We start from the raw sequence: 24,864 nt of genomic DNA, 5'->3' as shown, positions 1-24,864 counted from the left end.
CCAATGGCCAAAGGACGGTGACCATGAAGTGTTTTTATCATCCTGATCAGGCGCTGCATGCGCCGCCCACTTTCCTGCTGCGTGGCCAGCCGGCGCCTTCCCCGGAAGGGCCGGTGCGGGCCGAGCTGCTCACCCAGGGGTTGGCAAAGGTGGGCCTGGCGCTGGTGGCCCCGGGCGCGTCGGGCTCGCCCCAGCTGCGCCAGCGGCTGGCGCAGATTCATACGCCGCGCTACCTGACCTTTCTGGAAACGATCCATGCCCGCTGGCAGGCGTTGCCCAACGCCGCCGCGCTGGTGGCACCCAACATTCACCCCTGCGGCGGCGGCCACCACTACCCCCGCCACCCCATAGGGCAGGCGGGCTGGCACCTGCACGACATGGCTTGCCCGCTCAGCGCCACCAGTTTCCAGGGCGCATTGGCCTCGGCGGCCACTGCAGAAGCAGCCGCGGAAGCCGTGTTGGCAGGGGAGACGTTTACCTATGCGCTGTGCCGCCCACCCGGCCACCATGCCGGGCCTGAGCGGGCAGGCGGCTTTTGCCTGCTGAACAACTCGGCGCTGGCCGCGACCGTGCTGCGTGAACGCTTTGCCAGAGTGGCGATCATCGATGTGGATTTGCACCACGGCAACGGCACCCAGGACATTTTCTACGCCAGAAACGATGTATGGACCGGTTCCCTGCACGCCGACCCCAGCGACTTCTACCCCTTTTTCTGGGGCGGGGCCGACGAAGAAGGTAGCGATGACGGCGTGGGCGCCAACGTGAACCTCCCCCTGCCGGTGGGCAGCGACGGTGAGGTCTATCTGGACGCGCTGGCGATTTTGATCGATCACTTGCAGCGTTTCGAACCGGATGCGGTGGTGGTCGCTCTGGGGCTGGATGCCCATAAGGCAGACCCGCTGGCCGGTTTGAACGTGGAAACCGAAGCGTTTATCGAGGTAGGCAAACGCCTGGCCGCGCTGTCGCTCCCCATGGTGATCGTGCAGGAAGGCGGCTACCCCACCGAACATCTCGGCGCCAACCTGGCGGCCTTCATGGAGGGGTTTAACGCATGAGCGGTACCGGCTTCTACTGGCACGAACGCTGCTTCTGGCACGACCAAGGGGCCATCGGCGTGTTCTCGGCGCCGGGTGAGTTCTTGCAGCCCCAGGCCGCCTCGGAAAGCCCCGAAAGCAAGCGGCGGCTGAAAAACATTCTGGAAGTCAGCGGGCTGATCGACGAGCTTTACGTGGTCAAGCCGCCCGCCGCCATGCTGGAAGACCTGCTGCGCTTTCACACGCCACGCTACCTGGAAGAGCTTCAAGCAGGCGATGCGGCAAGGGGCGGTAACGGCGGCGACTGCGCGCCCTACATGCCGGGCAGCTGGGCCGCCGCGACCCACTCGGCGGGCTTGGCCATCGCCGCCGTAGACGCCGTCGCCCGAGGCGAAGTACGCAACGCCTACGCCCTGTGCCGCCCGCCGGGCCATCATGCCGAAGCCGACCAGGGTCGAGGGTTCTGCCTGTTAGGCAATATTCCCGTGGCGGTGATGCGTGCCCAGGCGTTGGGCCAGGCCAGTCGCGTGGCGATACTCGACTGGGACGTACACCACGGTAACGGCCAGCAGGCCGCGTTCTATCGCGACCCGAACACCTTCACCATCTCAATACATCAGGCAGCCAACTACCCGCTGGAGAGCGGCGCTTTCGAAGAGCAGGGGGAGGGCGCTGGAACCGGGGCGAATCTCAACCTGCCGCTGCCCCCTGGATGTGGCCTGGGGGGCTATGCGTATGCCATGGAAAGACTGGTTCTGCCTGCGCTGGAAGCCTTTCAGCCCGATCTTATCATCGTTGCCTGTGGCTACGACGCCTGTGCCAAGGACCCGCTGGGCAAGATGCTGCTCAACAGTCAGGCCTTCGCCACCATGACTGCTCAAGTAAAGGCCGTGGCGGAGCGCTGCTGCGCTGGCAAGCTGGTGATCGTGCACGAAGGCGGCTACTCCGAAGGCTACGTGCCGCTCTGCGGCCATGCGGTGGTCCAGACGCTGGCGGGCAGCACGACCGCCGTGTTCGACCCGCAAAACGACGAAATCGCCGCCTGGGGGTATCAGGCGCTGCAGCCGCATCAGCGGGCATTGATCGATACCTGGCAACGACAGTGGGAGCAAACCACCCGATGACACCTCTTCATGATCGAGACGGTTGGATCTGGCAGGACGGCCAGTGGCTTGCCTGGCGAGATGCCAGGGTTCACGTGTTCACCCATACGCTGCATTACGGGATGGGCTGTTTCGAGGGCGTGCGGGCCTACGCCGGTGCGCAAGGCCCGTGCCTGTTCCGGGTGGAGGAGCATACCCGCAGGCTCGTGGAAAGCGCCCACGCACTGGATATTCCGCTGCCGTTTCGCGAAGCCGAGCTGATCGATGCTCAGTGCAAAAGCATCACCAAAAACGGCTTGCAGGATGCCTACCTGAAGCCCACCGTGTTTCTGGGTTCGGAAGGCCTGGGGCTGCGCGCCCAGGGGCTGACCACCCATGTGATGATCGCCGCCTGGGATTTGGGGCCGTACCTTTCACCCCGGGCCGCGACCCATGGGTTGCGTGCCTTGACCTCTTCCTGGGCGCGCCACCATGTCAACATCAGCCTGTGCCGCGCCAAGACCAGCGGCCACTACGTGAATTCGATGCTGGCGCTCAACACGGCGGTCAAGGCCGGGTTCGATGAGACCATCATGCTCGACCCCGAAGGGTACGTGGCCGAGGCCTCGGCGGCGAATGTCTTCCTGCTGCGCGATGGCGTGCTGCACACTCCGGAAGTCACCTCTTGCCTGCAGGGCATCACCCGAGACAGCGTCATACAGCTGGCCCGCGATGTGCTGGGCATCGAAGTGAAAGAGCGGCGTATCACCCGCGATGAGCTGTACACCGCCGACGAAGCCTTCCTGACCGGCACCGCTGCCGAAATCCTGCCGCTCAGGGAGCTGGATGGACGACGCATCGGCCATCGTGCCGAAGCGCCGCCGCCCAGCGAGCCGATACCCGCCCACAGCGTCACGGCGCAGCTGCAGCAGCTCTATCGCCAGGTGGTACGCGGCGAGCTGGAGGCCTACCAGCACTGGCTGACCCCGGCATGAGAGGGGAGTGGCGCTGGGGCCTGCGCGGCTAGCCGTGCTGTCGAAGCGCCTTTTCCAGCGCCGCCAGCCTGCCCGGCTGCAGTGCCTCTTCTACCGCCGTGATGCGAATCACGTTGGCCAGTTGCGGGTGCGCAAGGCGGGCCACCAGCACGCCATCGTCCAGCAATTCCTGATGCACGGCGGCGGCCAGTTCGGCGCTGGATAGGCGGATGCCGACGAAGTTGGTGGCGCTGGGCAGCACGTCTGCGCCCAGCGCCGTGAAGTGCAGCGCCAGCTGTTCACGGCGCGCTTTGACATCCGCGATATGCTGCTGCACTTCCTTGGGGTGGTCGAGCACGATCTCGGCGGCGGCCTGGGTGAAGGAAGAGACGGCGTAGTGAATACGCACTTTCATCATCATCGCCAGCACGTCGGGCTCGGCAATTGCGTAGCCAATCCGCATGCCCGCCAGGCCATGGGCCTTGGAGAGCGTGCGTAGGCGAATCACCCCCGGCAGCGCCTGGCCCAGAAACTCACTTCCCGCATCGTCACGAAAATCCCCGTAGGCCTCATCCAGCAGCAGCCAGCAGTCGTTGGGTAGCGCCTGGCGAAACTTGAGAATGGCGCTATCGCTGTGCAGGTGGCCGCTGGGGTTGTCCGGGTTGGCCAGGTACACCAGCCGCGCTTGCTCCTGATGGGCTGCTGCCGCCAGCGCTTCCAGGTCGGGGGCGAGCACGCCAGGCGCTTCATGGTAGCTGGGCTCGACCAACCGGCAGCCCTGGCCCTGGGCAAAGTACCCGAAGGTGGGGTAGGTGCCTGCGGTGCTCACCACGGCCTCGCTCACGGTGCAGGTGGTGCGCAGCGCCAGGGCGATCAGGCTGTCGGCACCGGCATCCACCAGCAGGTGGTCGAGGGGAATGTCTTGCTGGGCGCTGATGCGCTGACGAACGCCCAGCGCTTCGGCATCGCCATAGCAATACACGTGTTGTGCCACGGCATCGCCGAAGTGTTCCCGCAGCGCACGGTGGGGCATGTCCAGCCCCTCGTTGGAGCCCAGGCGGTGAGGGATCTCACGGCCGAGCCGCCGCTCCAGCACCTTGATGCCGGGGAAAGGGTTCACGGGGCCAACGCCCGTCAGGTGGTCGGGGTAGCGGGGCATAATCAGGTCCTGATCAGTTCAATGTTCAACGCAATATTTTGCCACGGTTCAGCAGCTTATGAGGGTCGAGTGCCTGCTTGAGGGTGTGCATCAGCGCAACCTCCTCTGCCGAGCGGCAGGTCTCCAGCCATGGGCGCTTTTCCAGGCCGATCCCATGTTCGGCAGACACCGAGCCGCCCAGCGCCGCCAGGGGTTGATATACCAGGGTCTCGACCTCCCGGCGAACCGCCAATTCATGACTGCCCACGCACACCGAAATATGCAGGTTGCCATCGCCCAGATGGCCAAAGACCACGAGCCGGGCATCGGGCCAGCGCTGGGTCAACTGGTGCTCCAGGGCATCGGTGTAGCGCTGCATATCGGCAATCGGCAGGCTGACATCGAACGTCAATACCGGGGTCATGGCCTTGACCAGGCCTTCGATGTCTTCACGAATGGCCCACAGGCCGTCTCGCTGGGCCGCTGACTGAGCCAGCACCGCATCGACGATCAGCTCGTTCTCCAGCGCGCTCTCCAGGGCCTCACGGAACTGGGTCGTATTGCGCTCGGCATCGCTGCCCAGGGATTCGATGATGACATAAAAAGGATGGCTGGTGGCAATGGGGGGCGTGTGGCGTCCCGAGGTTTCCGTCAGCAGGCGGTAATGGTTCTGCCACATGACCTCGAAAGCCCCCAGGCTGCCTCCCAGCGCCTTGCCCATGTGGCGGAGCAGGGCCGTCAAGGCCTCGAACGAGGGGCAGGCCACCAGCGCGGTTTGTTCGCTGGGCGTGGGCGGTTGCAAGCGCAGCACCGCGCGGGTCACGATGCCCAGCGTGCCTTCACTGCCAATGAACAGCTGCTTGAGGTCGAACCCGGCATTGTTTTTCAGCATGCGGTTCATGGAGCTCACGATACGGCCATCGGCCATCACGGCTTCCAGCCCCAGCACCTGCTGGCGCATCATGCCATAGCGGATCACCCGCACGCCCCCGGCGTTGGTGGCGATATTACCGCCAATCGTGCAACTGCCTCGGGCGCCCAAATCCAGCGGGAACTGCAAGCCCGCGTCGCTGGCGGCCTCCTGTACCCGCTGCAAAGGGGCACCGGCCTGGGCGGTCAGCGTACCGCCAACGTGGTCGATCTCTTCGATGGCGGTCATGCGCTCCAGTGAAATCACCAGCTCCTCTTCGCTGGCGTCGGCGCCATGCACCAGCCCGGTCAGCCCGCCGTGGGTCACCACCGGCTGCCGGACCTCGTGGCAAGCGCGCATCACCTCGGCCAACGCTTGGGTGCTGGCCGGGCGCACGATGGCACCGGCAAGGCAGGGGGCGCCGGTCATCCAGTCGACACGGCGGCTACGCACATCGTCTCCGGTGAGTACGTGCGCAGGGCCGACGATGGCGCGAAGCGCCTCCAGGGAAATCTGCATGCCTGTTTCCTTACGTGACGTTCCATTGTTGTTTGAAGACAGTTGTTTGAAGACAGTTGTTTGAAGACAGTTGTGTGAATAAAGACGTATGAATCAACACTCATGAACCAGCGTGTGACGCATCAAAGGCTAATCAGGCCGACGCGGCGGCAGGCGCTTCGCGCCCCGGAATCGCATCGAGCAGCGAACGGGTATAGGCCGCCTGGGGGGCCAGAAATATCTGCTCGGCGCTGCCTTGCTCGACAATGCGCCCATGCTGCATGACGACGATACGATCACAAATTTGGGCGGCCACCCGCAAGTCGTGGGTGATGAACAGCAGTGACAGCGACAGCCGCTGTTTCAGCGATTCCAGCAGCTCCAGCACCTGCGCCTGAATGGAGACGTCCAGCGCAGAGACCGCCTCATCGGCCACGATCAATTCAGGGTTGAGCGCCAGTGCTCTGGCAATGCCGATGCGCTGGCGTTGGCCGCCTGAAAACTCATGGGGGAAACGCGTCACGGCACTGGCACCCAGCCCCACCAGTTCCAACAGCTCACCGGCCTGGCGGAGCGCGTCGGCCTTCGGCGTGCCGTTGGCCATGGGGCCTTGGGCGATGGCCATGCCGACCCGGGTGCGCGGGTTCAAGGACGCATAAGGGTCCTGAAAAATCATCTGCACCCGGTGGCGTTCGCGGCGCAGCGCGCTGCCGTTCAACTGCGAAAAATTGACCCCATCCAGCAGCAGCTCGCCATTATCCGGGTGCTCCAGGCGCACCACGCAGCGGCCAAGGGTCGATTTGCCCGAGCCGGACTCGCCCACGATACCCACGGTCTCGCCTTTTGCCAGCGTCAGGGATACGTCATCCAGTGCGCGCACTTCCCGAGTGGCCTTGAACCAGCCCCCGCGTGAACGAAATACCTTGTTGAGCCCCTTGATCTCCAGCAGGGGTGCCGAGGTGGCGGGTGCCCGGTGCGGCGGAAGAGCATTGCTGGGAATGGCGGCGATCAAGGCCTGGGTATACGCATCCTGCGGGTTCTCCAGCACATCCCGAGCATTGCCGATTTCGACGATGCGGCCATGGCGCATGACGCAAACACGGTTGGCGATTTCCGCCACCACGCCAAAGTCGTGGGTGATGAACATGACGGCCATGCCACGCCGCTGTTGCAGGTCACGAATCAGCGCCAGAATCTGCGCCTGGGTGGTCACATCCAGCGCCGTGGTGGGCTCATCGGCAATCAGCAGCACCGGTTCGAGCGCCAGCGCCATGGCAATCATCACCCGCTGCCGCTGCCCGCCGGAAAGCTCGAAGGGGTAGGCGCTGATGGCCTTCTCTGGCTGCGGGATACCCACTTCCACCAGCAGTTCCAGCGCCCGCGCCTGGCGCTGCCGGGGGCTGAGCTGGCCATGGGCCTCGAACACTTCGGCAATCTGTGCGCCCACGCGCATCAAGGGGTTAAGCGCCGTCATTGGCTCCTGAAAGATCATGCCGATCTTCAGGCCGCGCAGCGTTCGGTGCTGCTTTTCGCTCAGGGCCAGCAGGTTCTGGCCTTCGAACGTGACGCTGCCCTGCACGGGGCGAACGCCCTTGGGCAGCAGGCCCATGACCGTGTTGGCGGCCATGGACTTGCCCGACCCGGACTCCCCGACCACGCACATGATCTCGCCACGGTTGACGCTATAGCTGACATTCTCCACCGCCAGCGGTCGGTCTGCGCCTTTGGGCAGCGCCACGCTCAAGCCTTCGATCTGTAGTACGGCGGGCGCCTCGTCCTGGCCAGCGGGTTGCACGACATCGTTCATGGCAGGCTCCTAACGCTCACGGGAAAGTTTGGGGTTCAGCGCATCGTCCAGCCCTTCACCGACCAGGTTGAGTGCCAGAACGGTCAGCAGAATGGCCACGCCAGGGAAGAAGCTCAGCCACCATGCCTGGCGAATCACGGTACGCGCGGCACCGATCATGTAGCCCCAGGACATGACGTTCGGGTCGCCCAGCCCCAGAAACGAGAGCGACGACTCCAGCAGAATCGCCGTGGCCACCATGAGCGAGGCCAGCACGATGATGGGCGAGAGCGTATTGGGCAGGATCTGGCGCAGGATGATGGTGGTATTGGACTGGCCGACCAGCCGAGCGGCCTCGACGTACTCCCGGTGGCGCAGCGACATGAACTCCGCCCGCACCAGACGAGCCACAGGCGGCCAGCTCACCAGGGCAATGGCCAGCACGATGGAGGTCACGCTGGGCTGCATGATGGCCACCAGCACGATGGCCAAGGCAAAGTTGGGAATGGTCTGGAAAAACTCGGTAATGCGCATCAGCACGTCATCGATCCAGCCACCGTAATACCCGGCAATGGCCCCCAGCGGCACGCCAATCAGCAGGGCCACGCTGGTGGACACCAGGCCAATCAGCAACGATACCCAGGCGCCATGCATCAGGCCCGCCGCCACATTGCGGCCCATGGTGTCGGTGCCCAAGGGGAACCCCTCCTGTGAGAACGGCGGCAGGAAGGGGCGCTGCACCATGCGCCAGGGCGATTCGGGAAACAGCAGCGGGGCAAGAAGGGCCATGGCGATGATCACCAGCAGAATGACCAGCCCCACCAGCGCCCCGCGGTTCTGGGTGAAACGTGCAAAAAAGCTCATGAGGCCCCCTTGATGCGTGGGTCTGCCAGGCGATACACCAGATCGGTGAGAATGTTGAACACGATCACCAGCGCCGCAGAGAAGAAGAAAATACCCAGCAAGAGGTTGTAGTCACGCTGTTGCAGCGCTTCGAACATCAGCCTGCCGATGCCGGGCCAGGCGAACACGGTTTCGGTGAGGATCGCGCCGCCCACCATTTGCCCGGCCTGCAGGCCCGCCAGCGTGATGATCGGCAGCAACGCATTCCTGAGCACATGGCGGCGTTGGATGACGCTCGGCTTGAGCCCCTTGGCCCGGGCCGTTTTGACATAGTCCTGCTGAGCGGCATCCAGCATGGAGGTGCGCGTCATGCGGGTGTAAATCGCCATGAAAAAGAGCGCCAGGGTCGTGGCAGGCAGCACCAGATGTTTCGCCACGTCCAGCGCCAGGGCCAGCCCGGTATGGCCAGCGCCCACGGTGTACAACCCATAGGCAGGCAGCCAGCCCAGGTACACCGAGAACACCACCACGGACATCAGCGCCACCCAGAACAGCGGCGTAGCGTAAAACACCAGCGCCAGCGCCATGATCAGCGAGCCCGACGGTTTCTTGGCTCTGGCCGCCGCCATGGAACCGGCAATGATGCCCAGCACTAGCGAGAGCACAAAGGCGGTACCGGTGAGCAGCAGCGTGGCGGGCAAGCGCGCCATGATCAGGTCGAAGACGGGCGTGCCCAGCCGGTAGGAGTAGCCAAAATCCAGCATGGCAATGCCGGAGACGTAGCGCCATAGCTGCACGTAGATAGGCTGGTCGAGGCCGAAGCGCACGCGCAGCTGGTCGAGAAATTCCTGGTCGGCGGCACCGGCTTCCCCGGCCAGAATGGCCGCCGGGTCGCCGGGGGCCATCTGAATCAGGAAGAAGTTGAAGATCACGATCAAAAAAAGGACGATCACGGCTTTGAACAGCCGCATGACGATCAAGCGGGCATATAACATGAGCATATTCCTGACATAGCTGAAACACCCGGGTCGCCATGGCGGCCCGGGTGGCACCTACCTAGCGGTCCAGCCAGGCATCCTTGAAGCCATCGTTCACGCCGACCCCTGAGGTCACCAGGTCCTGAACATCACAGCGGTAAAGGGTGGGGAAGCCAAGCTCCATCAGCCAGCCAACCGGAACATCCTCATGCAGAATTTCCTGCACTTCACGGTAGAGGGCTTCGCGCTCCTCATCAGGAAACGCCGTGGCGGCGGCATTGAACAGCTCATCTACCCGCTCGTTTTCATAACCTTGAACGTTATTCCAGGGGGAGCCCTTGGCGATGTTGTCAGATAGATAGGTACGTGAAATGCCCAGCGCAGGGTCGCCGTACTGGAAAAGATAGGTAAAGGCCAGGTCGTAATCCCAGTCACCCAAGCGCTGATTCCAGCCACCCACGTCGGTGGCCTGGGTGCGGACGTTGATGCCAACTTCACGCAGGTTTTGCTGCACGGCTTCTGCCCAGCGGGTCCAGGTCTCGCCGTAAGGCAGCGGCAGAATGGTGATCTCTTCGCCGTCGTACTCCATTTCTGCCAGCAGCTCCCGAGCGCGCACGGGGTTGTGGTCGTAAGGCTCCAGGCCGTCATACTGGAAGCTGGCATTCGAACCAAAGGCCGACAGCGGTACATTGCCCAGCCCATTCCAGAGCACGTCGCGGGCAAATTCGCGGTCCATGGCGTACATCACGGCCTGGCGGAAGCGCTTGTCGGCGGTGGGGCCTTCCCGGTTGTTCATCCACAGCATGGCAAAGGGGCTGAAATACTCATGGCCCTGTTCGGTCATGCAGACGTTATCCATGGCCGAAAGGCGCGGAATATCGAAGTTTTCCACGGTGCCGCTGGGCAGGACATCGATGGTGCCATTCTCGAAGGCCACGGCCCGAGAGCCGCCATCGGGAATCACGTGCCAGTTGACCCCATCCAGGTAAGGCAGGCCCTCTTCGTAGTAGTCGTCGTTTCTGACCAGCTCGATGACCGTGCCACGCTCCCAGTTGGCGAACTTGAACGGGCCCGTGCCAATCGGGTGGTCATTGTGCTCGTTATTGCGGAAGTCGGTGCCTTCGTACAAGTGCTTGGGCACCATGGTGAAGGTGCCCGCCTCGAACGAGATCAGGAAGGGGCCGAAGGGCTCGGTCAGGGTAAACACCACCGTGTGTTCGTCGCTGGCCTCGATGCTTTCCACATGCTGTAACACGGCCCGTGCGCTGGGGTTCAACTCACGGTGGAAAACATCGGCAGAAAACACCACGTCGTCGGCGGTGAAGGGCTCTCCATCGTGCCAGGTGACGTTATCGCGCAAATGGAACGTATAGACCCGGCCATCGTCGCTTACCTCCCAGGATTCGGCCAACTGGGGCATGGGCTCCAGGTCGGTGGTGTAGCGCAGCAGGCCTTCATAGATATTGCCCGCCACGGTGCGCGTGGGGGCGTTCTGAATCATGCCCAGCACCAGCCCCGGCGGCTCGGGTTGAATGATGGTGTTGACCGTTCCACCGGATTGCGGGTCTGCGGCCAGCACGGATGTGGAACCCAGCGCAAGCGTGACGGCAGAGAGTGCCAAAGCCAAAGGTGTTTTCATGTTTCCTGCTCCTCGGTTTATTGGTACGTAAAAGCTTTACGTCGTCGTTAGTCGAGCGAGGCGTGACGTGTCTGGGCCTGATTGTGGTGTTTGTTGGCGGCCCTTTTTGACCATAGCAGCGGCTGGTAAAGCTGTCGACAGTCGTCAATCGTCCGTCGACAAGTGCGGTTTTTTTGTCATACTCAAGCCATGTCATGGCGACCAAGAGTAGACTTTATGGCCCCTTTGCCAACGGCGCCGCAGGCGGTTATCCAGCAGCACAATCTGGTCGAGCAGGTGGCGGACTACCTGACCCAAGCAATTATTCAGCAACACTTTTTACCCGGCGAACGGCTTTCTGAAGTGCAGCTTTCCCGCGCGCTGGGGGTGAGCCGTGCGCCGGTCCGGGAGGCGGCGCGCTTGCTGGAGAGCCGCGGTTTGCTGATTTCGAAGCCGCGCAAGGGCTTCTTCGTACGTGCGTTGAATACCGTTGAACTGGAGGATGTCTTCGACCTGCGGCTGTGCATGGAGCGGCACGCCATTCAGCGCCTGTGCGAGCGTTACACGCCCGAGGCCGAACAGGCCTTGAAGCAGCAGGTAGCCGTGCTGTGCGAGGCTGCCGCCGGAAACGACGGCACGCGCCGCATCGAAGAAGACCTGACGTTCCACCGCCTGATGCTGCACTACGCAGGCAACGAGCGTCTGCTGCGGGCCTTCGATGACCTGGCCCATGAATTACGCCTCTGCATCGCGCTGATCACCAAAACCCATGAAGCCCCCGAGACCATCGCCACCAGCCATTTCAAGTTGCTCGACGCCCTGGCCACGGGCCGCCCGGAAGCCTGCCGCGAGGCCATCGATTTTCACATCGGGGTGGCCAGAGACTTCGTAGTGAAGGGGGTGGGCGAGAGTGAGAGCGAAAGCGAGAGTGAGAGTGGAGCCCCGGCCAATGAAGACCTTCTTTCACGCTGAACAGCGCCTGCACCATCCGCGCACCTACTTCTCGCGGGGCAAGATGCGCGCCCCGCAGGAAGTACCCGAACGCGCCACGGCGCTGCTGTCGGCCGTGCACCGGCTAGGGTTTGATGTGCAGGCTCCCATCGACCACGGCGTCGCGCCGTTGAGGGCCGTGCACTCGCTGGCCTACCTGCGTTTTCTGGAAAGTGCTTATCGGCGCTGGCATGCGCTGGACGAAGACTGGGGGGACGAAGTGATCTCCAACATCTTCGTGCGCTCGCCCAACGCCCTGCGCGGTATCCTGGCCGAAGCGGCACGTTACCTGGCCGATGGCAGCGCGCCAGTGGGCCAGCACACCTGGCACTCGGCGTACTGGTCGGCGCAAAGTGCCGTGTCCGGGGCGGAGGCGTTATTGGCTGGGGAGCGCTTCGCGTATGCGCTGTCACGCCCGCCGGGCCACCATGCGGGTATCGACTCCGCTGGTGGTTTCTGCTTTCTCAACAATGCCGCCATTGCTGCCCAGCACCTCACCGCGCGGTTTCCGCGCATCGTCGTGCTCGACCCGGATATGCACCACGGTCAGGGCATACAGGAGATCTTCTACCAGCGCGACGATGTGCTCTATATCTCCATCCATGGCGATACCACCAACTTCTATCCGGCGGTCTCCGGCTTCGAAGAGGAGCGCGGGGAAGGGGCCGGGCTGGGCTACAACCTCAACCTGCCCATGCCCCACGGCTCGGCAGAAGCGGTGTTCTTCGACCGCTTGGCCCAAGCCTGCCAGGCCATTCGCCTGTTCGAGCCCGATGCGCTGGTGCTGGCGCTGGGGTTCGATATTCATGAGCGCGACCCTCAGGCCAAAGTAGCGGTATCGACACCCGGTTTTGGCGAGTTGGGACGCACCATCGCAAGCCTCAATGTGCCCACCCTGGTGGTACAGGAAGGCGGCTACTACCTGGAAGGGCTGGAAGCCAACGCGGTGAGCTTTTTTGAAGGATTGCTGGGAGCGAAAGAAAGAAGGGAGAACGATTAAGCCAGTATTTCCAATCCCTTTTCGGCCACCAGGTTTAGCAGCTTGAGCGAAGGACCATTGGGTTTTTTCTGGCCTTGTTCCCACTTCTGGATGGTAGACACGCTAGTGTTCAGGTATGCGGCGAACACGCCTTGGCTGGCGTGATTCCTGGTGCGGATCTGCTTGATCTGTATGGCTGTATACTCTTTGACAGGCGGCAGACAGAGCGCATCGAACTCACGCAGCGTGGTGTCTTTCATCACACCCGCCGTGTGCAGGTCTTGAGCCGTTTCATGCACCATATCCAGAATTGATTTATCCATCGTTTTTAACCTCGATCAATGCGCCATACCTGATGGCTTCGGTCAATGCCGTGTCACTGTAGCCCAGCAATTCTTTGGCTAAATGTTTTAATGCTTTAAGCTCTTCAGCACTGATGTTAGCGCGAGCATTTTTGGCAAAACCGTAAACGAAAAATGCTTTATTGCCGATCTTGTAAGCCAGTAGGGTTCTGACACCACTGCTCTTGCCTCGGCCACCGATTGCCACGCGCTTTTTCACCACATGGCCACCCAAGTCGGCATCAATCAGGCCGCGCTCCATTTCCTCAACGGCGGCGAGCAAAGCAGCATCATCCAGCCCTTCCTTGGCTGCCCACTTACTGAACGCCTTGTTTTTAAATACTCGCATCGGATCCCTTTTTTATCACTTTAATATGTATAGCACTAAGTGACACACCATGCCAGTGTTGTGCAGCCGCGTAGCTGCTTTGGTCTGTGTCTGGCAAGATAGCGTTTTCGGACGTTAAACGATCAAGGACACGGCATGGCGCATCTGCTACGCATCGTGATGATTCACGGCCACCTGAACGGCGTGGTCGAACTCAGTGTGGACGGCCACACCAATATTTGCGGCACCAACGCGTCGGGTAAAACCACGCTCCAGCGTCTGGTGCCGGTGTTTTACGGCGAGCTGCCCAACAAGGTGGTGCCGAAAACCCGCATGAAATTCGATGCGTTCTATTTGCCCCATCGCAACAGCTACCTGGTATACGAATACCGCCGCGAAGCGGGCAACGTGTGCCAGGCGGTGCTGACCCGCAAGCAGGAAGGCGGCGTGGAGTATCGCTTCGTCGGCGCGCCTTACCGCCCGGAAGACTACCTGGTCGAGACCGAGCAGGGCCCGCTGGCGCTGGACTACACCCAGTGGGCCAGCGGGCTGCGCCGCAGCGGCACGCCGGTGTCGCCCAAGCTGGGGGCCACCTCCGAGTTCCGCTCGGTGATCCAGAACGACTTTACCCAGCTCCACGGCAACAGCCGCGATGGCCTGAAGCTGCGCCAGATCGCCGCCCAGTTCAGCCTGGTCAACCCCGAACGGCGCATTCGCCATATCGAAAAGCTGGTCTCGGCGGTGCACGCCAAAGAGGGCAAGATGGACACCCTCAAGACCATGCTGGCGGCGATTTTCGAAGAGGACGGCGTCGAGCTGCCGGTTACTCGCATTCGCAGTGCCAAGGCCCGCGAGTGGATTCACCAGATGCGCCAATCCATGCGCCTGGAGCCACTGCAGGCCGCGTTGGCCAAACTCTCCGGCATCGACCGTGAACTGGCCGAGCTCGACACTACCCTGTGGCAACTCAAACCCCAGCTGGCCGCCGACCGCGAACAGGCCCAGCGGCAGGTCGCCGACCTGGAAGGTGAACTCAACCGCCACCAGCGGGAGTTTCAGGCCGAAGAGCAGGCCTACGGCGAACGGCGGGATGCGCTCAACGACCAGCACAGCGAAGTGGCAAGCCAGCTGCAGCACACCCAGCACCGCCTCAACGACCTGCAAACCCGCTTCGAGCAGTACGCCGATGCCGACATGCCCGGCCTGGAGCGGGACATCAACGCGCTGCCCCAGTGGCGCGAACAGCGCGACCAGCTGCAGCAACACCTGCAAGTGATGCAGGACGCAGTAAAGGAAAGCCAGGCGCGCCTGGATGGCCGACTGCGCGAACTCTCTGAAAACCTCGCCCGCCAGACTCAAGAGAACCAGGAACTGATCGACGCGCTGGTGGAAGAGAAAGCCGAGCGTCGCGAGCAGCAGTGGCAAACCGAACAGCAGCACAACGAGCGCTACCAGCAGGCTCGCCAGCGCTTGGAGAGCGAGTATCAGGCCCAGCTGGAGCTAGGCGTCGAGCAGTTGGCCGAGCTGAAGGCCCAGCTGGCCATGCCCAGCCAAACCCGTGAAGAAGCCCAGGAGGCCGAGCTGGCCCAGGCGCGGCTGGACGACGCCCAGCAGGCCCGCAGTGCGGCCGGGGCCACCCTGGAAGCGCTGCGCCGCGAGCTGGAAGCCCACAAGCGCGAGCGCGACACCGCCGAACAGCATCTCGTGCAGTGCCGCCAGCGGCGGGAGCGCGCCGAGCAGCACTGCTACACCCTTTACCAGCAGCAGACCCCCGAGCAGGGCAGCCTGCGCCACTTCCTGCGCTACCACCGCCCCGGCTGGGAACAGCAGCTTGGCAAGGTGATCGCCCCGGAACTGCTGGAGCGCCGCGACCTCGCCCCCCAACTGGCCGACCACGCCAGCGACGACCTGTTCGGCTTGGCGCTGGACCTTTCCGCCATCGCGCTGCCCGACTACGCCCAGGACGAAGCCAGCCTGCTGGCCGCCATCGAGGAAGCCGAGAGTGCCAAGGCCCGTGCCCACACCGCCTGCACCGCCGCTGAAAAGGCCCTCAAGCAGCACAACGAGCGGGTACAGCAGGCTGATGACGCCCAGGACACCGCCCGCCTGGCCCACCAGCGCGCCGAGCAGGAGGTAGAGTACGCCCTGGAAGCGCGCCGCCAGCAGCAGGCCCGCCACGCGGAAAGCCAGAAAGCCCGCCGTGCCCACATCGAAGCCGCCTTGGCCCGACAGGAACAGGCCCAAACCGAGCTGCGCGACGAGAAGCGCGACGCCCTGGCCGAGCTGGCCGAAACCCATCAAGGCCAGCTGCTGGAACTCAAGGCCGACGCCCAGAGCCAGCTCGATAGCCTCGATGCCCAGCTGCGCACCTACAAACAGCAGCTCAGCGATGCCAACGCCGAACACCAGCGCCAGCGCGCCGAGCTGGAAGAGGCCTTCAGTCAGGAGCTGGCCGAGCAGGGCGTCGACCCCGCCCAGCTCAAGGCCACCCGAACTCGCCTGGAAGCGCAGAACGAGCGCATTCGCAAAACCGCCGCCCGTCAGGAGGAGCTGGCCGAGTACCAGCGCTTCATGCGCATCGAGTGGGGCCAGCACAAACCCCAGCTGGTGGCGGAAGAGGCCGAGCTGGCCCAGCGCGACCAGCAGCTCAAGCGCGATAAAGCGCATCTGAAAAACGCCTTCCACGCCGCCAGAGAGGCCCACCAGCAGGCGGTGAACGGCCTGAAGGCCCAGCGCGACAGCGCCCGTGGCACTCTGGAAGCCCTGACGCCGCTGCTCAACCAGCTGGAAAGCCTGGAGCTGGTGGCCGAAGGCGCGCCGCTGGAAGCCAGCCTGGGCGATGTGGACGAGCGCATCGAGCGCACCCGCCAGGCCCTGGCCAGCCGCCACCAGCAGCTGGAGCAACTGCGCCGAGGCTGCCTGGACGTCGAGAGCCAACTGATCAAGGACGCCAGCAGCGGCTTTGCCGATGCCCTGCAAAGCGAGCGCGACAAGCTGCCCAGCGACAGCCCCCGGCTACTGCTGCCGCTGCTGCGCGGCATGCTCAAGCTGCTGGAAGACCAACAGCAGCAGCTGATTCAGGAAGGCCGCAACCTCAGCGACGACCTGGACAAGTTCTTCATCGTCTTCCGCGACCTGAACCGGCGCATCAGCGCCCAGAGCCGTCGGCTTTCGGAAGAGGTCGCCGACGACCTGCGCCTGGAAGGCATCACCAAGGCGGAAGTGCGCATTCAATCCACCATCGACGAGCTGGGCTTCTGGGAACCGCTCAAGCTGTTCGCCCAGCGCTACAAGACGTGGCGGGAGTCCGGCCAGACGCTGCCCAGCGACGACTACCTCAACGCCCTGGCCGACGTGGTCGATTTGCTGCGCAGCGACCAGCAATACAGTTTTGAGAGCCTGCTGCGCCTGGAGCTGCACCTGAACGAAGGCGGCACGGACCTGGTGATCAAGAACGACCGCCAGTTGCTGGAGTCCTCCAGCCACGGCATGGCGTATCTGATTCTGTGCAAGTTCCTGCTGGCGTTTACCCGCCTGCTGCGGGGCGATGCGCACATCGCCATCCACTGGCCCATCGATGAGATCGGCACCCTGGCCTACCACAACGTCGAAAAACTGTTCGATGCCTGCGACAGCAACCGCATCCATATCGTCGGGGCCTTCCCCAACCCGGAATCCGACGTACTGCTGCTGTTCGCCAACCGCTACCTCATCGAACGGGACGCCCAGCAACAGCGCCAGCTCAAGCGTATCGAGCCGCGTCTCAGCGCGCTGGCGCAGAAAATCAAGCAGCGCCAACAGGAGGTGAGCGCATGATCGAACACGGCCCCCTGCTCGAACGCCTGCTAGCAGGCGACTTCATCTGCGCCATCAGTGAAGAGAACGCCTACCGCCACCTGGCCAACGAAGAGACCCGCGAGGCCATCGACGCCTACCTGCGCCCGCTCAATCGGCGGCTGGCCAGCAACGAGGATGCCAGCGTCTACTTCCTGGCCTGGCGGCAGCTCAACGACACCGCCCGGGAGCAGCTCTCCCGCCAGCTCGCCGACACGCTCAACAGCCTGCTGCCCATGCTGGAGTGGCTGCAACTGGTGCAGGAAGCGCTGGGCCGCGACGCCCTGGCCGCTCCTGGCGACGTGCTCAAGCCCGCCGAGTTCAGCGCCAAGTGCGAGGACAACCAGAGCCTGCGCGAGCGCCTGGAACGGCTGGCCACGGACAGCTTCTTTGGCTCCCAGAGCGACCAGCTGGATGCCCAGGTGAAGCAGATCTTCAAACGGCTGAAAGAGCACGGCTACCTGATGCAGCCCCACAGCGAACGCCAGGTGTTCGTGGTGACCGGCAAGATGGACTACCTGGTGGACGTGGTGCGCTTCATCCGCGACGAAGAGAACCTGCCCATCGATGCCGACGAGGAAACGGGCACGCAGGAGGCCCTGCTGTGAGTAGAAGTATGGGCAATGGGGCGGACATTGGCGTGGGCGAGTTGGAGAGCCGCCTGCTCAAGACCGGCGCGGAGCGCCTGGCACTGCTGGGCAAGCACGCCGAACGGCTGATGCAGGCCTACACCCGCGACGACGTACCGCTGGAAGGCCTGAGCGACGGCGCACTGCGCAAGTTGCTGGCCGCCCGGGTGCTATGGCGGCCCGACGAGCAGAGCGGCGTCAAACTCTCGCCCAAGGTGCGCGACCTGATCGCCGAAATGCTCGCCGACGAAACCCGCCGCCACGTCAATGCCGACGTGGCCGAAACCCTGGAGCTGATTCGTACTCAGGTAGATAGCTACCGGGAAGCCCGCAGCAAGGGCGAACACTGGCGCCAGGAGCAGCAGCTACTGCGCCTGCGCCAGGAGGTAGACGACCTCAACGGCCGCTTTGCCGACGCCATCGACAGCCTGTGGCAGCGGCTCAACAGCGATTTCGGCTTCGTCAGCCAGCTCAACGACAAGATCCGCGAGAACGACCGCGCCCAGAAGCAGATCGTGCGCCTGCTCGACGGCCTCGCGCTGATCGACTTCGACGAGCTGATCGCCCTGGTGGGCAGCGACGGCAGCCTGCGCAAGCTGCTCATCAGCCAGCTCCAGAACCGCTTGAGCCACCACTACACCAGCCTGCGGGAAGTGCAGCGGCGGCTGATCGAACTCATGGCCCGCTTCCGCAAGCAGCAGGCCCGCAGCCGCCTGATGACCGGCATGGCCGCCTTCATGCGCGAACACCCAGGCTTCGTGCCCGGCAACTACGCCCAGCGCAGCGAGGTGCCCGCGCTGTTCAACCGCGCCGCACCGCTCAACGCCGCCGCCGCCCCAGCGCTGGACCGCCCCCTGGACACCCGGGTACTGGCCGAGCTGCTGCATGAGCTGCCCGCCCCACGCCACGCCGCACAAAACGTGGCCGTGGCCAACCCCGTGCAGCTCGCCGAAGAGAGCCTGGCCGCCGCCCGCCAGCAGGCCCTCAAGCTGGACGTCGAACGCTTCTACCTCGCCGTGCTCGACCAGCCGCCTGCCGAGCCGGTCAGCGCCCTGGCCTACCTGCAACAGAGCGGCCTGGAGTGGGCAGATGAAATCTGGCTGTTTCAGGTAATCGCCGAATACCAGGGCCTGCCGCGCCGCGAGCAGCAGGCCTTTCGCCTTCATCAGGAAGAGAGCAAGGCCAGCGCCTATAACGACCTGCGGCTGATTCACGATGTGGCCCTGGCGGTGGCGGTATGAACCTGCCCAGCCGCGCACGGGCAGGGCTCAACGGCGTGGCCCGGGAACTCAACCGCCAGCCCACGGTGGAGAAGCCCCGCCGCCAGTGGGTGGAAGACGTGGTGGCCTGGTGCCGCCAGCAGGATATCGATCTCGGCATGCGGCTTTCCAGCCAGGCCCTGCGCTTCGATACCGAGCTGCTGGCCCAGATCGATAGCGTTCTGGCCAGCGCCCACCTCGCCCCGCTGGGCCGCTCGCTCGGCGGCCTGAGCAGCGCCGCCCAGGCCAAAGAGGGCGTAGAGGAGGACAAAGCCACCCGCGAAGGCCCCCGCGCCTGGCGCGTACTGCTCAGCCTGCCGCCCCAGCCCACTCCGGGGCTTGCAAGCGAGCCGCGCTGCAGTCGCGATGTGGACGTTCGCCACCTCACGTTGGGGGCCTTCGGCGCGCTGGTGCAGGTGGAAAACCTCGACAGCTTCTACGCTTTCAACCCGAACATCAGCGCCCTCAGCGGCTACGCCCAGCCGCTCATCGCCTACCGAGGCGACAGCCACTACGGCGGCGGCTTCGCCCACCTGGCCGAGGTATGGCGCAAAACCCGCAGGCCGCACCTCTACGCAGGCGACTTCGACGCCAAGGGCGTTACCCTGGCGCTGGACAGCGGCGCCACACACCTGCTGCTCCCCGACATGGCGTGGCTCACCCAACACGCCACCCCCCTGCACCAGCCCGCCGGGCAGCTTCCCTATCAACGGCGGCTGCGCCAACTCCATGTCAGCCTGCCGCCCCAACACCCGCTAAGACCCTACCTCACACTGCTGGAAAAACAGCGCGGCCTCAAACAGCAGTGGTTTGAGGGGGAATTGGTGGCGGTGGGGGTTGGTTAACGGCTTGTGGGCTTTGTGTGGCGCATCCGCCGTGCAGTGCTTTTCTTGCGGTACGCAGAGGGAAAGCAAAACGCGCCAGCATGCGAATTTTGGCTATGTCGCCAAAATTCTCTTTGCACGCTGTAGAGCCAATGAGGTAGATTCGATTTGGTGGCTATGAAACCTCAGTCATTGTGATGTCGCGTTCATTGAGGTTTCATGGCAGGGCGTGTAATCACTGTTAACTGCCTACGAATGGAGAATCAATGAACGCGAAAGAGATTGGACGTAAAGCAGGCAGGATACTCGAATTTCATTTACCTGATCACTGGATATTTAGATCACAAGAAGATCAAGAAGATTACGGTATAGATGGTGAAGTTGAACTTGCAAATGAATCTGACAATGCAACCGGTTTTATCTTTAAAGCTCAAATAAAAGGTCAGAAATCAGTTTCCATAATCGAAAATGGAACCATTGCATCTTTCAGTATTAAACTTGAAAGACTCAGATATTACATGCAGGAAGTAGAGATTCCGGTAATTCTGATTGTTGTGGACGTAACCACAAAAAAGATCTTTTGGAAAAGCCTACAGGATGATGCTCAGCTTAGGGAGAGCATGAAGTTAGCCTTGGACAATAGTCAGAATAGCATGGCTATTCACATCCCGGTAGCCGATACGCTACCTGAGAAGCACGAAGAGCTGTTGGCGTCCGTCGAGGCCAACATGAACTGGTTGAGGGCGAGTGCACTAAGCCGAATGACATCACCAATCGAGGCCATGATAAAAAAGTCTCCTGATGCGCTTATTGCAGAAATACTAGAAAAATCAAAGCAGATGAATTTTCATTTGTTTAGTGAAACCTTTGAGAGACTCTATGTAAGTGGTGAGTTCGATGTGTTGTTTGACAATGCCAAGGGGGTTCTAAACTCTGAAACTGAAAAAGTAGAAACTAGATTTTGTGCAGGCCTCTATATTGAGCGCGTCTACTTGCAAAAGGTAGATCCAAGGTCGGAAGAATATCAAAGATTATGCTTCAATTTGTATGTGTTACTTATAGAGCTGGTTAGAGAAAACAAGGCAAAAGAGTACATTCGTCTATATTCTATACTTTTGCTTCGAAGTATCAGGTTAAAAATATCAGTTGATGCCGACTACCACTATTATCTGTCTGCAAAAATGTCAGAGAATGATGGCTTAACTAAGTGGGTTGTCGATTTTTCAAGATCTCAAGTAGTGCTGAAAGCAGCAAGGGAAGTTGAAAAAGTCGTACATCTTATAAATAGAATCATCTTATCAGGAAATAAGTATCTGTTGCTTGAGACCCTACCTAGAATAGGTTCTAAGGTTGCAGTATTTGCACATAGATTGTCGATGGATGGCATGGATGAACAGTCGAATTACTTATATGCATGGATGAAATTTTGCATTGATCTGTCCATCAATCTTTCTAAAGAGTTGGATCAAGAGAGTTTCATGGCTGAAATACTTGTTTTGAATTCAACCTTTAAGATAAATACCCAAAAAGCGGACTTTCATCTTGAAGAGTCTTTTGAGCTGGCCAAGCTCATTCAGAATGAATCAATAAGGACTAGCGTTACTGATACGATTGCTAAGATAAAAGCTGACATTAAGAAAACAAATGAAGATGCAACCCCAGAAGATGAGTTAAAGTTTTTCCGAGAAAGGGCAAAAGCTTTAGGGTTCAACTGCGACGACCCTAAAGATGAAATGGGACAGATAATAAAACAAGGACTTAAAGATTATAATCCTGAGAGAGTCATCAAGGACTGTGAATATCTATTGGTATTTCCTTCTAGTGCGCAAGGAATTCCGGCTCGAATGCTAGGGTTACCATCCGCAGCAATGAAGTGGGTGCATTGCATAAAAAAGGGGCATGCCATGGGAGGCTGGGATTTGGATAGTATTTACAAGTCGCCTATTGAAGAATTCGGCTTCGAAAATCAGTATTGCAGAAACTGTGAGCATAAAAATCCAAGGCCTATCGATTGGCATTGGAATAGTAAGTGGCAAAATGAAGAGATTCAAAAACACAAAGAAATCATATCTAAAATTGACTCGATGTGATCACAGTTAACAAGGCGCTGCTGCCGGACAAGTTTTCCGCTGCGCTCCAAACTTGCCGCAGAGCGCGGCGTTAGCTTCATGGGGGATAGTAATTAAAAATGAATAATCCTGAAATTCAGAGAATAAGAGATCAGTTTGCTGGAGGTTTATGGCCCCAGTTCTTGGAGAGCGTGGAGATAGGCGGGGTGCGTGGTTGGTCCGGCCAGTCGATAAATTTTCGTTTCCCGGTTGTCGCAATAGTTGGCGAAAATGGTGCGGGAAAAAGCACAGTATTGAAAGTTGCGGCTTCTGCTTATGACCCGAAACAGGGCAAAGGGTATTATCCTTCGGATTTTTTTCCCAGCACGCACTGGGATGACGTCAGTGGTGTTGATCTGGGTTTCAGAATCAGGAGGGGAAATGACACAAAAAGTTTTTCCATCCGAAAACCGAGCAAGCGCTGGAGCTTTCCTGAAACTCGTTATTCCAGGGATATTTTCTGGTTCGATGTGTCGAGAACGTTGCCGCTGGATGCAGCCGCTGGCTATGCACGGGTTGCAAAGTTGGCTGCGGGAGAAACATCTACACAACCACTCTCAGGTGAATTTCTAGGGTATCTTTCAAAAATATTAGGCCGGGATTATCTTAATGCGCGATTTGCGGCACCGGACGTTAACCAAGATCGCCCGGTTGGTCTAGTTGAAAGGGAGTTTGGTGAAATATCTCAGTTTCATCAAGGCGCGGGAGAAGACACCACTCTAGACCTTATTCACGCTGTGCAGAATGTTCCCGAACATTCATTGATCATAGTTGATGAAGTAGAAGCGTCACTTCACCCAAAAGCTCAGCGAAGGCTCGTAAGGGTGTTGTTGCATCTGGCCAGGTTAAAGCGGATTCAAGTTATCCTATCCACGCATAGCCCTTTCGTCCTGGAGGAGTTGCCTCAAGAAGCAAGGGTGATGATTGTTCCATCTGCCGATGGGCCAAGCATTATTTATGGAGCTAGCGCTGAATTCTCTCTCAGTAGAATAGATGATGCGATTCACCCGGAACTTTACATTTATGTAGAGGATAAAACGGCTGAGATATTGTTGAGGGAAATATTGGCTTCACATGAAGAAGGAGCTGACCTTCTCCAAAGAATCCATATTAGCCCTGTTGGGCCCGCAAATGTTGTCAGGGTTATGGGTGAATTATCCGCAGCTGAAAAATTAGCACACCGCTCGCTTAGCATTCTGGATGGTGACATGGAAGACGCTCCAGGCTGTATTAAGTTGCCAGGGCACGACGCACCTGAACGTGTTGTTTTCAGTGGCCTACGAGAAGATCAATGGCCTGACCTTGATTCGAGATTCGGTGTGGGCGCAGGATCTCTATTTGAGTATCTGGAAGACGCCATGCGGCATGATAATCACCATGACTGGCCTGCTTTGGTCGGAGATAGAATAAGGAAGAGTGCGTCCAGCGTCTGGGAAATCATGGCAACCGAGTGGGCGAGACAATGTCTTTCAGATCAAGATAGAAACAGTATAGTTGACTCCGTCCTCGCCAAGTTGGCCGAGTGAAAGCTAACCAGGCGGTCAACGGGACCACTTTTCCGCGCCGCCTTTGGCTCTGCTCCAAAGCGGCCCGTTACCTTCGGCATTATGCCGCCGAATCATGGGGTCTATAGCGCGAAAAGTCTTACCGTCGCTCAGGCTTAATGTGCGAGTAATATGCGCATATTGTAGATGCATTGTTCTCCAAGAGGACTAAGCCATGCCTGCTCCTGAAATTACGAAATCCCTCCGAAAGCCAACCAACCTGTCGCTAGATAGTGCACTTCTCAAAGAGGCAAAAGCTTTGGGTATCAATGTCTCACGGTCAGCAGAGGCGGGGATTGCGGAGGCTGTGAAACGGCATAAACAGGAGAACTGGCTGACAGAGAATGCCAAAGCTCTGGCAAGCTCGAATGCATACGTTAAGGCTAACGGTCTGCCTCTCGCGCGGCACCGTCAATTCTGATGGCCCGCTTCGACATGAGCGCCTAACATGGCGGCTTTGCCTCCATGAGGTTGCCGCACCCTACCAGTGTTAAAAGCCGGTGATCGCCAGGTCCAGAGCTCCGACAATTTGGTCTCTAACATGCGAGAGAGAGCCGATGGGATTCTGTAGATGTTTTTCAGGCACCGACGAAATCTGTGGCGTTAGCAGCAATAGCGCCTGATCGCCAAAGCTGATTTCCGGAGTGAGTCCTTGCAGGGTGTCGTTGCCGAAAGCGGAACGGTTGCCCAGCGGGATGACGATGCGAGTGGCCAGTTCGCTTAGCAAACTGCTTTGCACATCCACAAGGTAGGGGTAGTGCGCTTTGCTGGTTTTGCTTGGGTTAGGGTATACATCGAACTGTGCCATTAAAACTCCCTGAATTCGTCGCCAAAGCATCCGTGTTGTTCGACAAAATCGTTATAACTTTTTATCGCAGCTCGATTTTCTTCGACCCATCGTTGTGCTTCGCATTTGGCAAGCTCTTCTTTCAGCGCTCGCTCCAGGGTGGCAGACAAGTTAATGTGCAATTCACGTGTCCTGCGCAGCAGGTCGCTATTGATGGAGAGATTCGCTGCTTTTTTGGGTGCGTCTGCATCGTAGAGTTCGGCCATCGTCGTCTCCTGGTGGCTCTTGATGTATCGTCTGATTTTATGCGCATGGTAATGCGCATTCAAGCACGCCTCGTTGCTTCGAACATCATCCCTTCACGCTCATTGTTGACTCGCC

At 60.4% G+C, this 24,864-nt stretch carries 22 protein-coding genes; 12 read left to right on the top strand and 10 right to left on the bottom strand.

Annotated features, from left to right (window positions below):
* Nucleotides 1-23 precede the first annotated feature (23 nt).
* Genes FEU76_RS09030 through FEU76_RS09020 form a run of 3 tightly spaced genes read left to right on the top strand, consistent with a single transcriptional unit; the run spans nt 24 to nt 3,111 of the window.
* Nucleotides 24-1,055 carry a histone deacetylase family protein gene (locus FEU76_RS09030; protein ID WP_144982313.1) on the top strand — a complete coding sequence of 344 codons (1,032 nt, stop codon included), beginning with the start codon at nt 24-26 and terminating at the stop codon, nt 1,053-1,055.
* Complete coding sequence (locus FEU76_RS09025) at nt 1,052-2,158, top strand: class II histone deacetylase (RefSeq protein WP_144982310.1); 1,107 nt, start codon at nt 1,052-1,054, stop codon at nt 2,156-2,158. Before FEU76_RS09030 ends, FEU76_RS09025 begins: the two co-directional genes overlap by 4 nt.
* The gene (locus FEU76_RS09020) at nt 2,155-3,111 is read left to right on the top strand and encodes a branched-chain amino acid transaminase (protein ID WP_144982307.1); all 957 of its coding nucleotides are present in this window, start codon (nt 2,155-2,157) and stop codon (nt 3,109-3,111) included. Before FEU76_RS09025 ends, FEU76_RS09020 begins: the two co-directional genes overlap by 4 nt.
* Before the next feature lie 28 nt (nt 3,112-3,139).
* On the opposite strand, the gene FEU76_RS09015 is transcribed toward FEU76_RS09020, so the two are convergent.
* From FEU76_RS09015 to FEU76_RS08990, 6 genes are all read right to left on the bottom strand, one after another.
* On the bottom strand, nt 3,140-4,249 hold the full coding sequence (locus FEU76_RS09015; RefSeq protein ID WP_144982304.1) for a pyridoxal phosphate-dependent aminotransferase: 1,110 nt from the start codon (nt 4,247-4,249) through the stop codon (nt 3,140-3,142).
* Between the two features lie 25 nt (nt 4,250-4,274).
* Entirely contained in the window at nt 4,275-5,657 is a 1,383-nt protein-coding gene (locus FEU76_RS09010; RefSeq protein WP_144982301.1) for an FAD-binding oxidoreductase, read from the bottom strand.
* Nucleotides 5,658-5,790: 133 nt separating this feature from the next.
* Nucleotides 5,791-7,443: an ABC transporter ATP-binding protein gene (locus FEU76_RS09005; RefSeq protein WP_144982298.1), complete on the bottom strand. Its 1,653-nt coding sequence runs from the start codon at nt 7,441-7,443 to the stop codon at nt 5,791-5,793.
* 9 nt (nt 7,444-7,452) lie between these two features.
* The gene (locus FEU76_RS09000; protein ID WP_144982295.1) at nt 7,453-8,286 is read right to left on the bottom strand and encodes an ABC transporter permease; all 834 of its coding nucleotides are present in this window, start codon (nt 8,284-8,286) and stop codon (nt 7,453-7,455) included.
* Nucleotides 8,283-9,260: an ABC transporter permease gene (locus tag FEU76_RS08995; RefSeq protein ID WP_144982292.1), complete on the bottom strand. Its 978-nt coding sequence runs from the start codon at nt 9,258-9,260 to the stop codon at nt 8,283-8,285. The genes FEU76_RS09000 and FEU76_RS08995 overlap by 4 nt, the downstream gene beginning before the upstream one ends.
* A gap of 61 nt (nt 9,261-9,321) precedes the next feature.
* Nucleotides 9,322-10,881, bottom strand: a complete 1,560-nt coding sequence (locus FEU76_RS08990; RefSeq protein ID WP_144982289.1) for an ABC transporter substrate-binding protein — start codon at nt 10,879-10,881, stop codon at nt 9,322-9,324.
* A 216-nt stretch (nt 10,882-11,097) separates the two neighbouring features.
* Here FEU76_RS08990 and FEU76_RS08985 point away from each other — a divergent pair, with 216 nt between their 5' ends.
* Nucleotides 11,098-11,832, top strand: a complete 735-nt coding sequence (locus tag FEU76_RS08985) for a GntR family transcriptional regulator (protein WP_144982286.1) — start codon at nt 11,098-11,100, stop codon at nt 11,830-11,832.
* On the top strand, nt 11,810-12,850 hold the full coding sequence (locus tag FEU76_RS08980; protein WP_144982283.1) for a histone deacetylase family protein: 1,041 nt from the start codon (nt 11,810-11,812) through the stop codon (nt 12,848-12,850). The genes FEU76_RS08985 and FEU76_RS08980 overlap by 23 nt, the downstream gene beginning before the upstream one ends.
* Here FEU76_RS08980 and FEU76_RS08975 read toward each other — a convergent pair.
* Entirely contained in the window at nt 12,847-13,152 is a 306-nt protein-coding gene (locus FEU76_RS08975) for a helix-turn-helix domain-containing protein (RefSeq protein ID WP_039180230.1), read from the bottom strand. The two genes, FEU76_RS08980 and FEU76_RS08975, sit on opposite strands and share 4 nt — an antisense overlap.
* On the bottom strand, nt 13,145-13,519 hold the full coding sequence (locus tag FEU76_RS08970; RefSeq protein WP_081195293.1) for a type II toxin-antitoxin system RelE/ParE family toxin: 375 nt from the start codon (nt 13,517-13,519) through the stop codon (nt 13,145-13,147). The genes FEU76_RS08975 and FEU76_RS08970 overlap by 8 nt, the downstream gene beginning before the upstream one ends.
* Nucleotides 13,520-13,654: 135 nt before the next feature.
* Between FEU76_RS08970 and FEU76_RS08965 the strand changes: the two genes are divergently transcribed.
* The 7 genes from FEU76_RS08965 to FEU76_RS08935 all read left to right on the top strand — a co-directional run bounded on the left by FEU76_RS08965 (nt 13,655) and on the right by FEU76_RS08935 (nt 24,117).
* Nucleotides 13,655-17,314: an ATP-binding protein gene (locus FEU76_RS08965; RefSeq protein ID WP_144982280.1), complete on the top strand. Its 3,660-nt coding sequence runs from the start codon at nt 13,655-13,657 to the stop codon at nt 17,312-17,314.
* Complete coding sequence (locus tag FEU76_RS08960) at nt 17,311-17,940, top strand: condensin complex protein MksE (RefSeq protein ID WP_096922264.1); 630 nt, start codon at nt 17,311-17,313, stop codon at nt 17,938-17,940. Before FEU76_RS08965 ends, FEU76_RS08960 begins: the two co-directional genes overlap by 4 nt.
* An 8-nt stretch (nt 17,941-17,948) precedes the next feature.
* Nucleotides 17,949-19,202 carry a hypothetical protein gene (locus FEU76_RS08955; protein WP_144982455.1) on the top strand — a complete coding sequence of 418 codons (1,254 nt, stop codon included), beginning with the start codon at nt 17,949-17,951 and terminating at the stop codon, nt 19,200-19,202.
* Entirely contained in the window at nt 19,199-20,065 is an 867-nt protein-coding gene (locus FEU76_RS08950; protein WP_144982277.1) for a DUF7281 domain-containing protein, read from the top strand. Before FEU76_RS08955 ends, FEU76_RS08950 begins: the two co-directional genes overlap by 4 nt.
* A 245-nt stretch (nt 20,066-20,310) precedes the next feature.
* The gene (locus tag FEU76_RS08945; protein WP_144982274.1) at nt 20,311-22,134 is read left to right on the top strand and encodes a DUF4365 domain-containing protein; all 1,824 of its coding nucleotides are present in this window, start codon (nt 20,311-20,313) and stop codon (nt 22,132-22,134) included.
* A gap of 98 nt (nt 22,135-22,232) precedes the next feature.
* A complete protein-coding gene (locus tag FEU76_RS08940) occupies nt 22,233-23,678 on the top strand; it encodes an ATP-dependent nuclease (RefSeq protein ID WP_144982271.1) in 1,446 nt (481 codons plus the stop codon).
* Between the two features lie 193 nt (nt 23,679-23,871).
* The gene (locus FEU76_RS08935) at nt 23,872-24,117 is read left to right on the top strand and encodes a type II toxin-antitoxin system CcdA family antitoxin (RefSeq protein ID WP_144982268.1); all 246 of its coding nucleotides are present in this window, start codon (nt 23,872-23,874) and stop codon (nt 24,115-24,117) included.
* A 69-nt stretch (nt 24,118-24,186) separates the two neighbouring features.
* Here the strand turns inward: FEU76_RS08935 and FEU76_RS08930 are convergent, their stop codons facing one another.
* Together FEU76_RS08930 and FEU76_RS08925 are read right to left on the bottom strand one after the other, a co-directional pair.
* Complete coding sequence (locus FEU76_RS08930; RefSeq protein WP_139525089.1) at nt 24,187-24,504, bottom strand: CcdB family protein; 318 nt, start codon at nt 24,502-24,504, stop codon at nt 24,187-24,189.
* Nucleotides 24,504-24,749, bottom strand: coding sequence for a type II toxin-antitoxin system CcdA family antitoxin (locus FEU76_RS08925; RefSeq protein ID WP_144982265.1), 246 nt, complete (start codon nt 24,747-24,749; stop codon nt 24,504-24,506). The genes FEU76_RS08930 and FEU76_RS08925 overlap by 1 nt, the downstream gene beginning before the upstream one ends.
* Nucleotides 24,750-24,864 lie beyond the last annotated feature (115 nt).

The organism is Halomonas sp. C22 (assembly GCF_007655045.1).
Taxonomy (GTDB): Bacteria; Pseudomonadota; Gammaproteobacteria; order Pseudomonadales; family Halomonadaceae; genus Vreelandella; species Vreelandella hamiltonii.
Note: the sequence above shows the minus strand (reverse complement) of the source record. Positions and strands in the feature narration are given on the sequence as shown.

Excerpts from the sequence above, each read along its gene's own strand:
- FEU76_RS08995 (WP_144982292.1), bottom strand. The coding sequence starts at position 9,260 with ATGTTATATGCCCGCTTGATCGTCATGCGGCTGTTCAAAGCCGTGATC.
- FEU76_RS09000 (WP_144982295.1), bottom strand. The coding sequence starts at position 8,286 with ATGAGCTTTTTTGCACGTTTCACCCAGAACCGCGGGGCGCTGGTGGGG.
- FEU76_RS09030 (WP_144982313.1), top strand. The coding sequence starts at position 24 with ATGAAGTGTTTTTATCATCCTGATCAGGCGCTGCATGCGCCGCCCACT.
- FEU76_RS09020 (WP_144982307.1), top strand. The coding sequence starts at position 2,155 with ATGACACCTCTTCATGATCGAGACGGTTGGATCTGGCAGGACGGCCAG.
- FEU76_RS09015 (WP_144982304.1), bottom strand. The coding sequence starts at position 4,249 with ATGCCCCGCTACCCCGACCACCTGACGGGCGTTGGCCCCGTGAACCCT.
- FEU76_RS08985 (WP_144982286.1), top strand. The coding sequence starts at position 11,098 with ATGGCCCCTTTGCCAACGGCGCCGCAGGCGGTTATCCAGCAGCACAAT.
- FEU76_RS08970 (WP_081195293.1), bottom strand. The coding sequence starts at position 13,519 with ATGCGAGTATTTAAAAACAAGGCGTTCAGTAAGTGGGCAGCCAAGGAA.
- FEU76_RS08945 (WP_144982274.1), top strand. The coding sequence starts at position 20,311 with ATGAACGCGAAAGAGATTGGACGTAAAGCAGGCAGGATACTCGAATTT.
- FEU76_RS08950 (WP_144982277.1), top strand. The coding sequence starts at position 19,199 with ATGAACCTGCCCAGCCGCGCACGGGCAGGGCTCAACGGCGTGGCCCGG.
- FEU76_RS08930 (WP_139525089.1), bottom strand. The coding sequence starts at position 24,504 with ATGGCACAGTTCGATGTATACCCTAACCCAAGCAAAACCAGCAAAGCG.
- FEU76_RS08935 (WP_144982268.1), top strand. The coding sequence starts at position 23,872 with ATGCCTGCTCCTGAAATTACGAAATCCCTCCGAAAGCCAACCAACCTG.
- FEU76_RS09010 (WP_144982301.1), bottom strand. The coding sequence starts at position 5,657 with ATGCAGATTTCCCTGGAGGCGCTTCGCGCCATCGTCGGCCCTGCGCAC.
- FEU76_RS08990 (WP_144982289.1), bottom strand. The coding sequence starts at position 10,881 with ATGAAAACACCTTTGGCTTTGGCACTCTCTGCCGTCACGCTTGCGCTG.
- FEU76_RS08960 (WP_096922264.1), top strand. The coding sequence starts at position 17,311 with ATGATCGAACACGGCCCCCTGCTCGAACGCCTGCTAGCAGGCGACTTC.
- FEU76_RS08940 (WP_144982271.1), top strand. The coding sequence starts at position 22,233 with ATGAATAATCCTGAAATTCAGAGAATAAGAGATCAGTTTGCTGGAGGT.
- FEU76_RS08975 (WP_039180230.1), bottom strand. The coding sequence starts at position 13,152 with ATGGATAAATCAATTCTGGATATGGTGCATGAAACGGCTCAAGACCTG.
- FEU76_RS09025 (WP_144982310.1), top strand. The coding sequence starts at position 1,052 with ATGAGCGGTACCGGCTTCTACTGGCACGAACGCTGCTTCTGGCACGAC.
- FEU76_RS08925 (WP_144982265.1), bottom strand. The coding sequence starts at position 24,749 with ATGGCCGAACTCTACGATGCAGACGCACCCAAAAAAGCAGCGAATCTC.
- FEU76_RS08965 (WP_144982280.1), top strand. The coding sequence starts at position 13,655 with ATGGCGCATCTGCTACGCATCGTGATGATTCACGGCCACCTGAACGGC.
- FEU76_RS08980 (WP_144982283.1), top strand. The coding sequence starts at position 11,810 with ATGAAGACCTTCTTTCACGCTGAACAGCGCCTGCACCATCCGCGCACC.
- FEU76_RS09005 (WP_144982298.1), bottom strand. The coding sequence starts at position 7,443 with ATGAACGATGTCGTGCAACCCGCTGGCCAGGACGAGGCGCCCGCCGTA.
- FEU76_RS08955 (WP_144982455.1), top strand. The coding sequence starts at position 17,949 with ATGGGCAATGGGGCGGACATTGGCGTGGGCGAGTTGGAGAGCCGCCTG.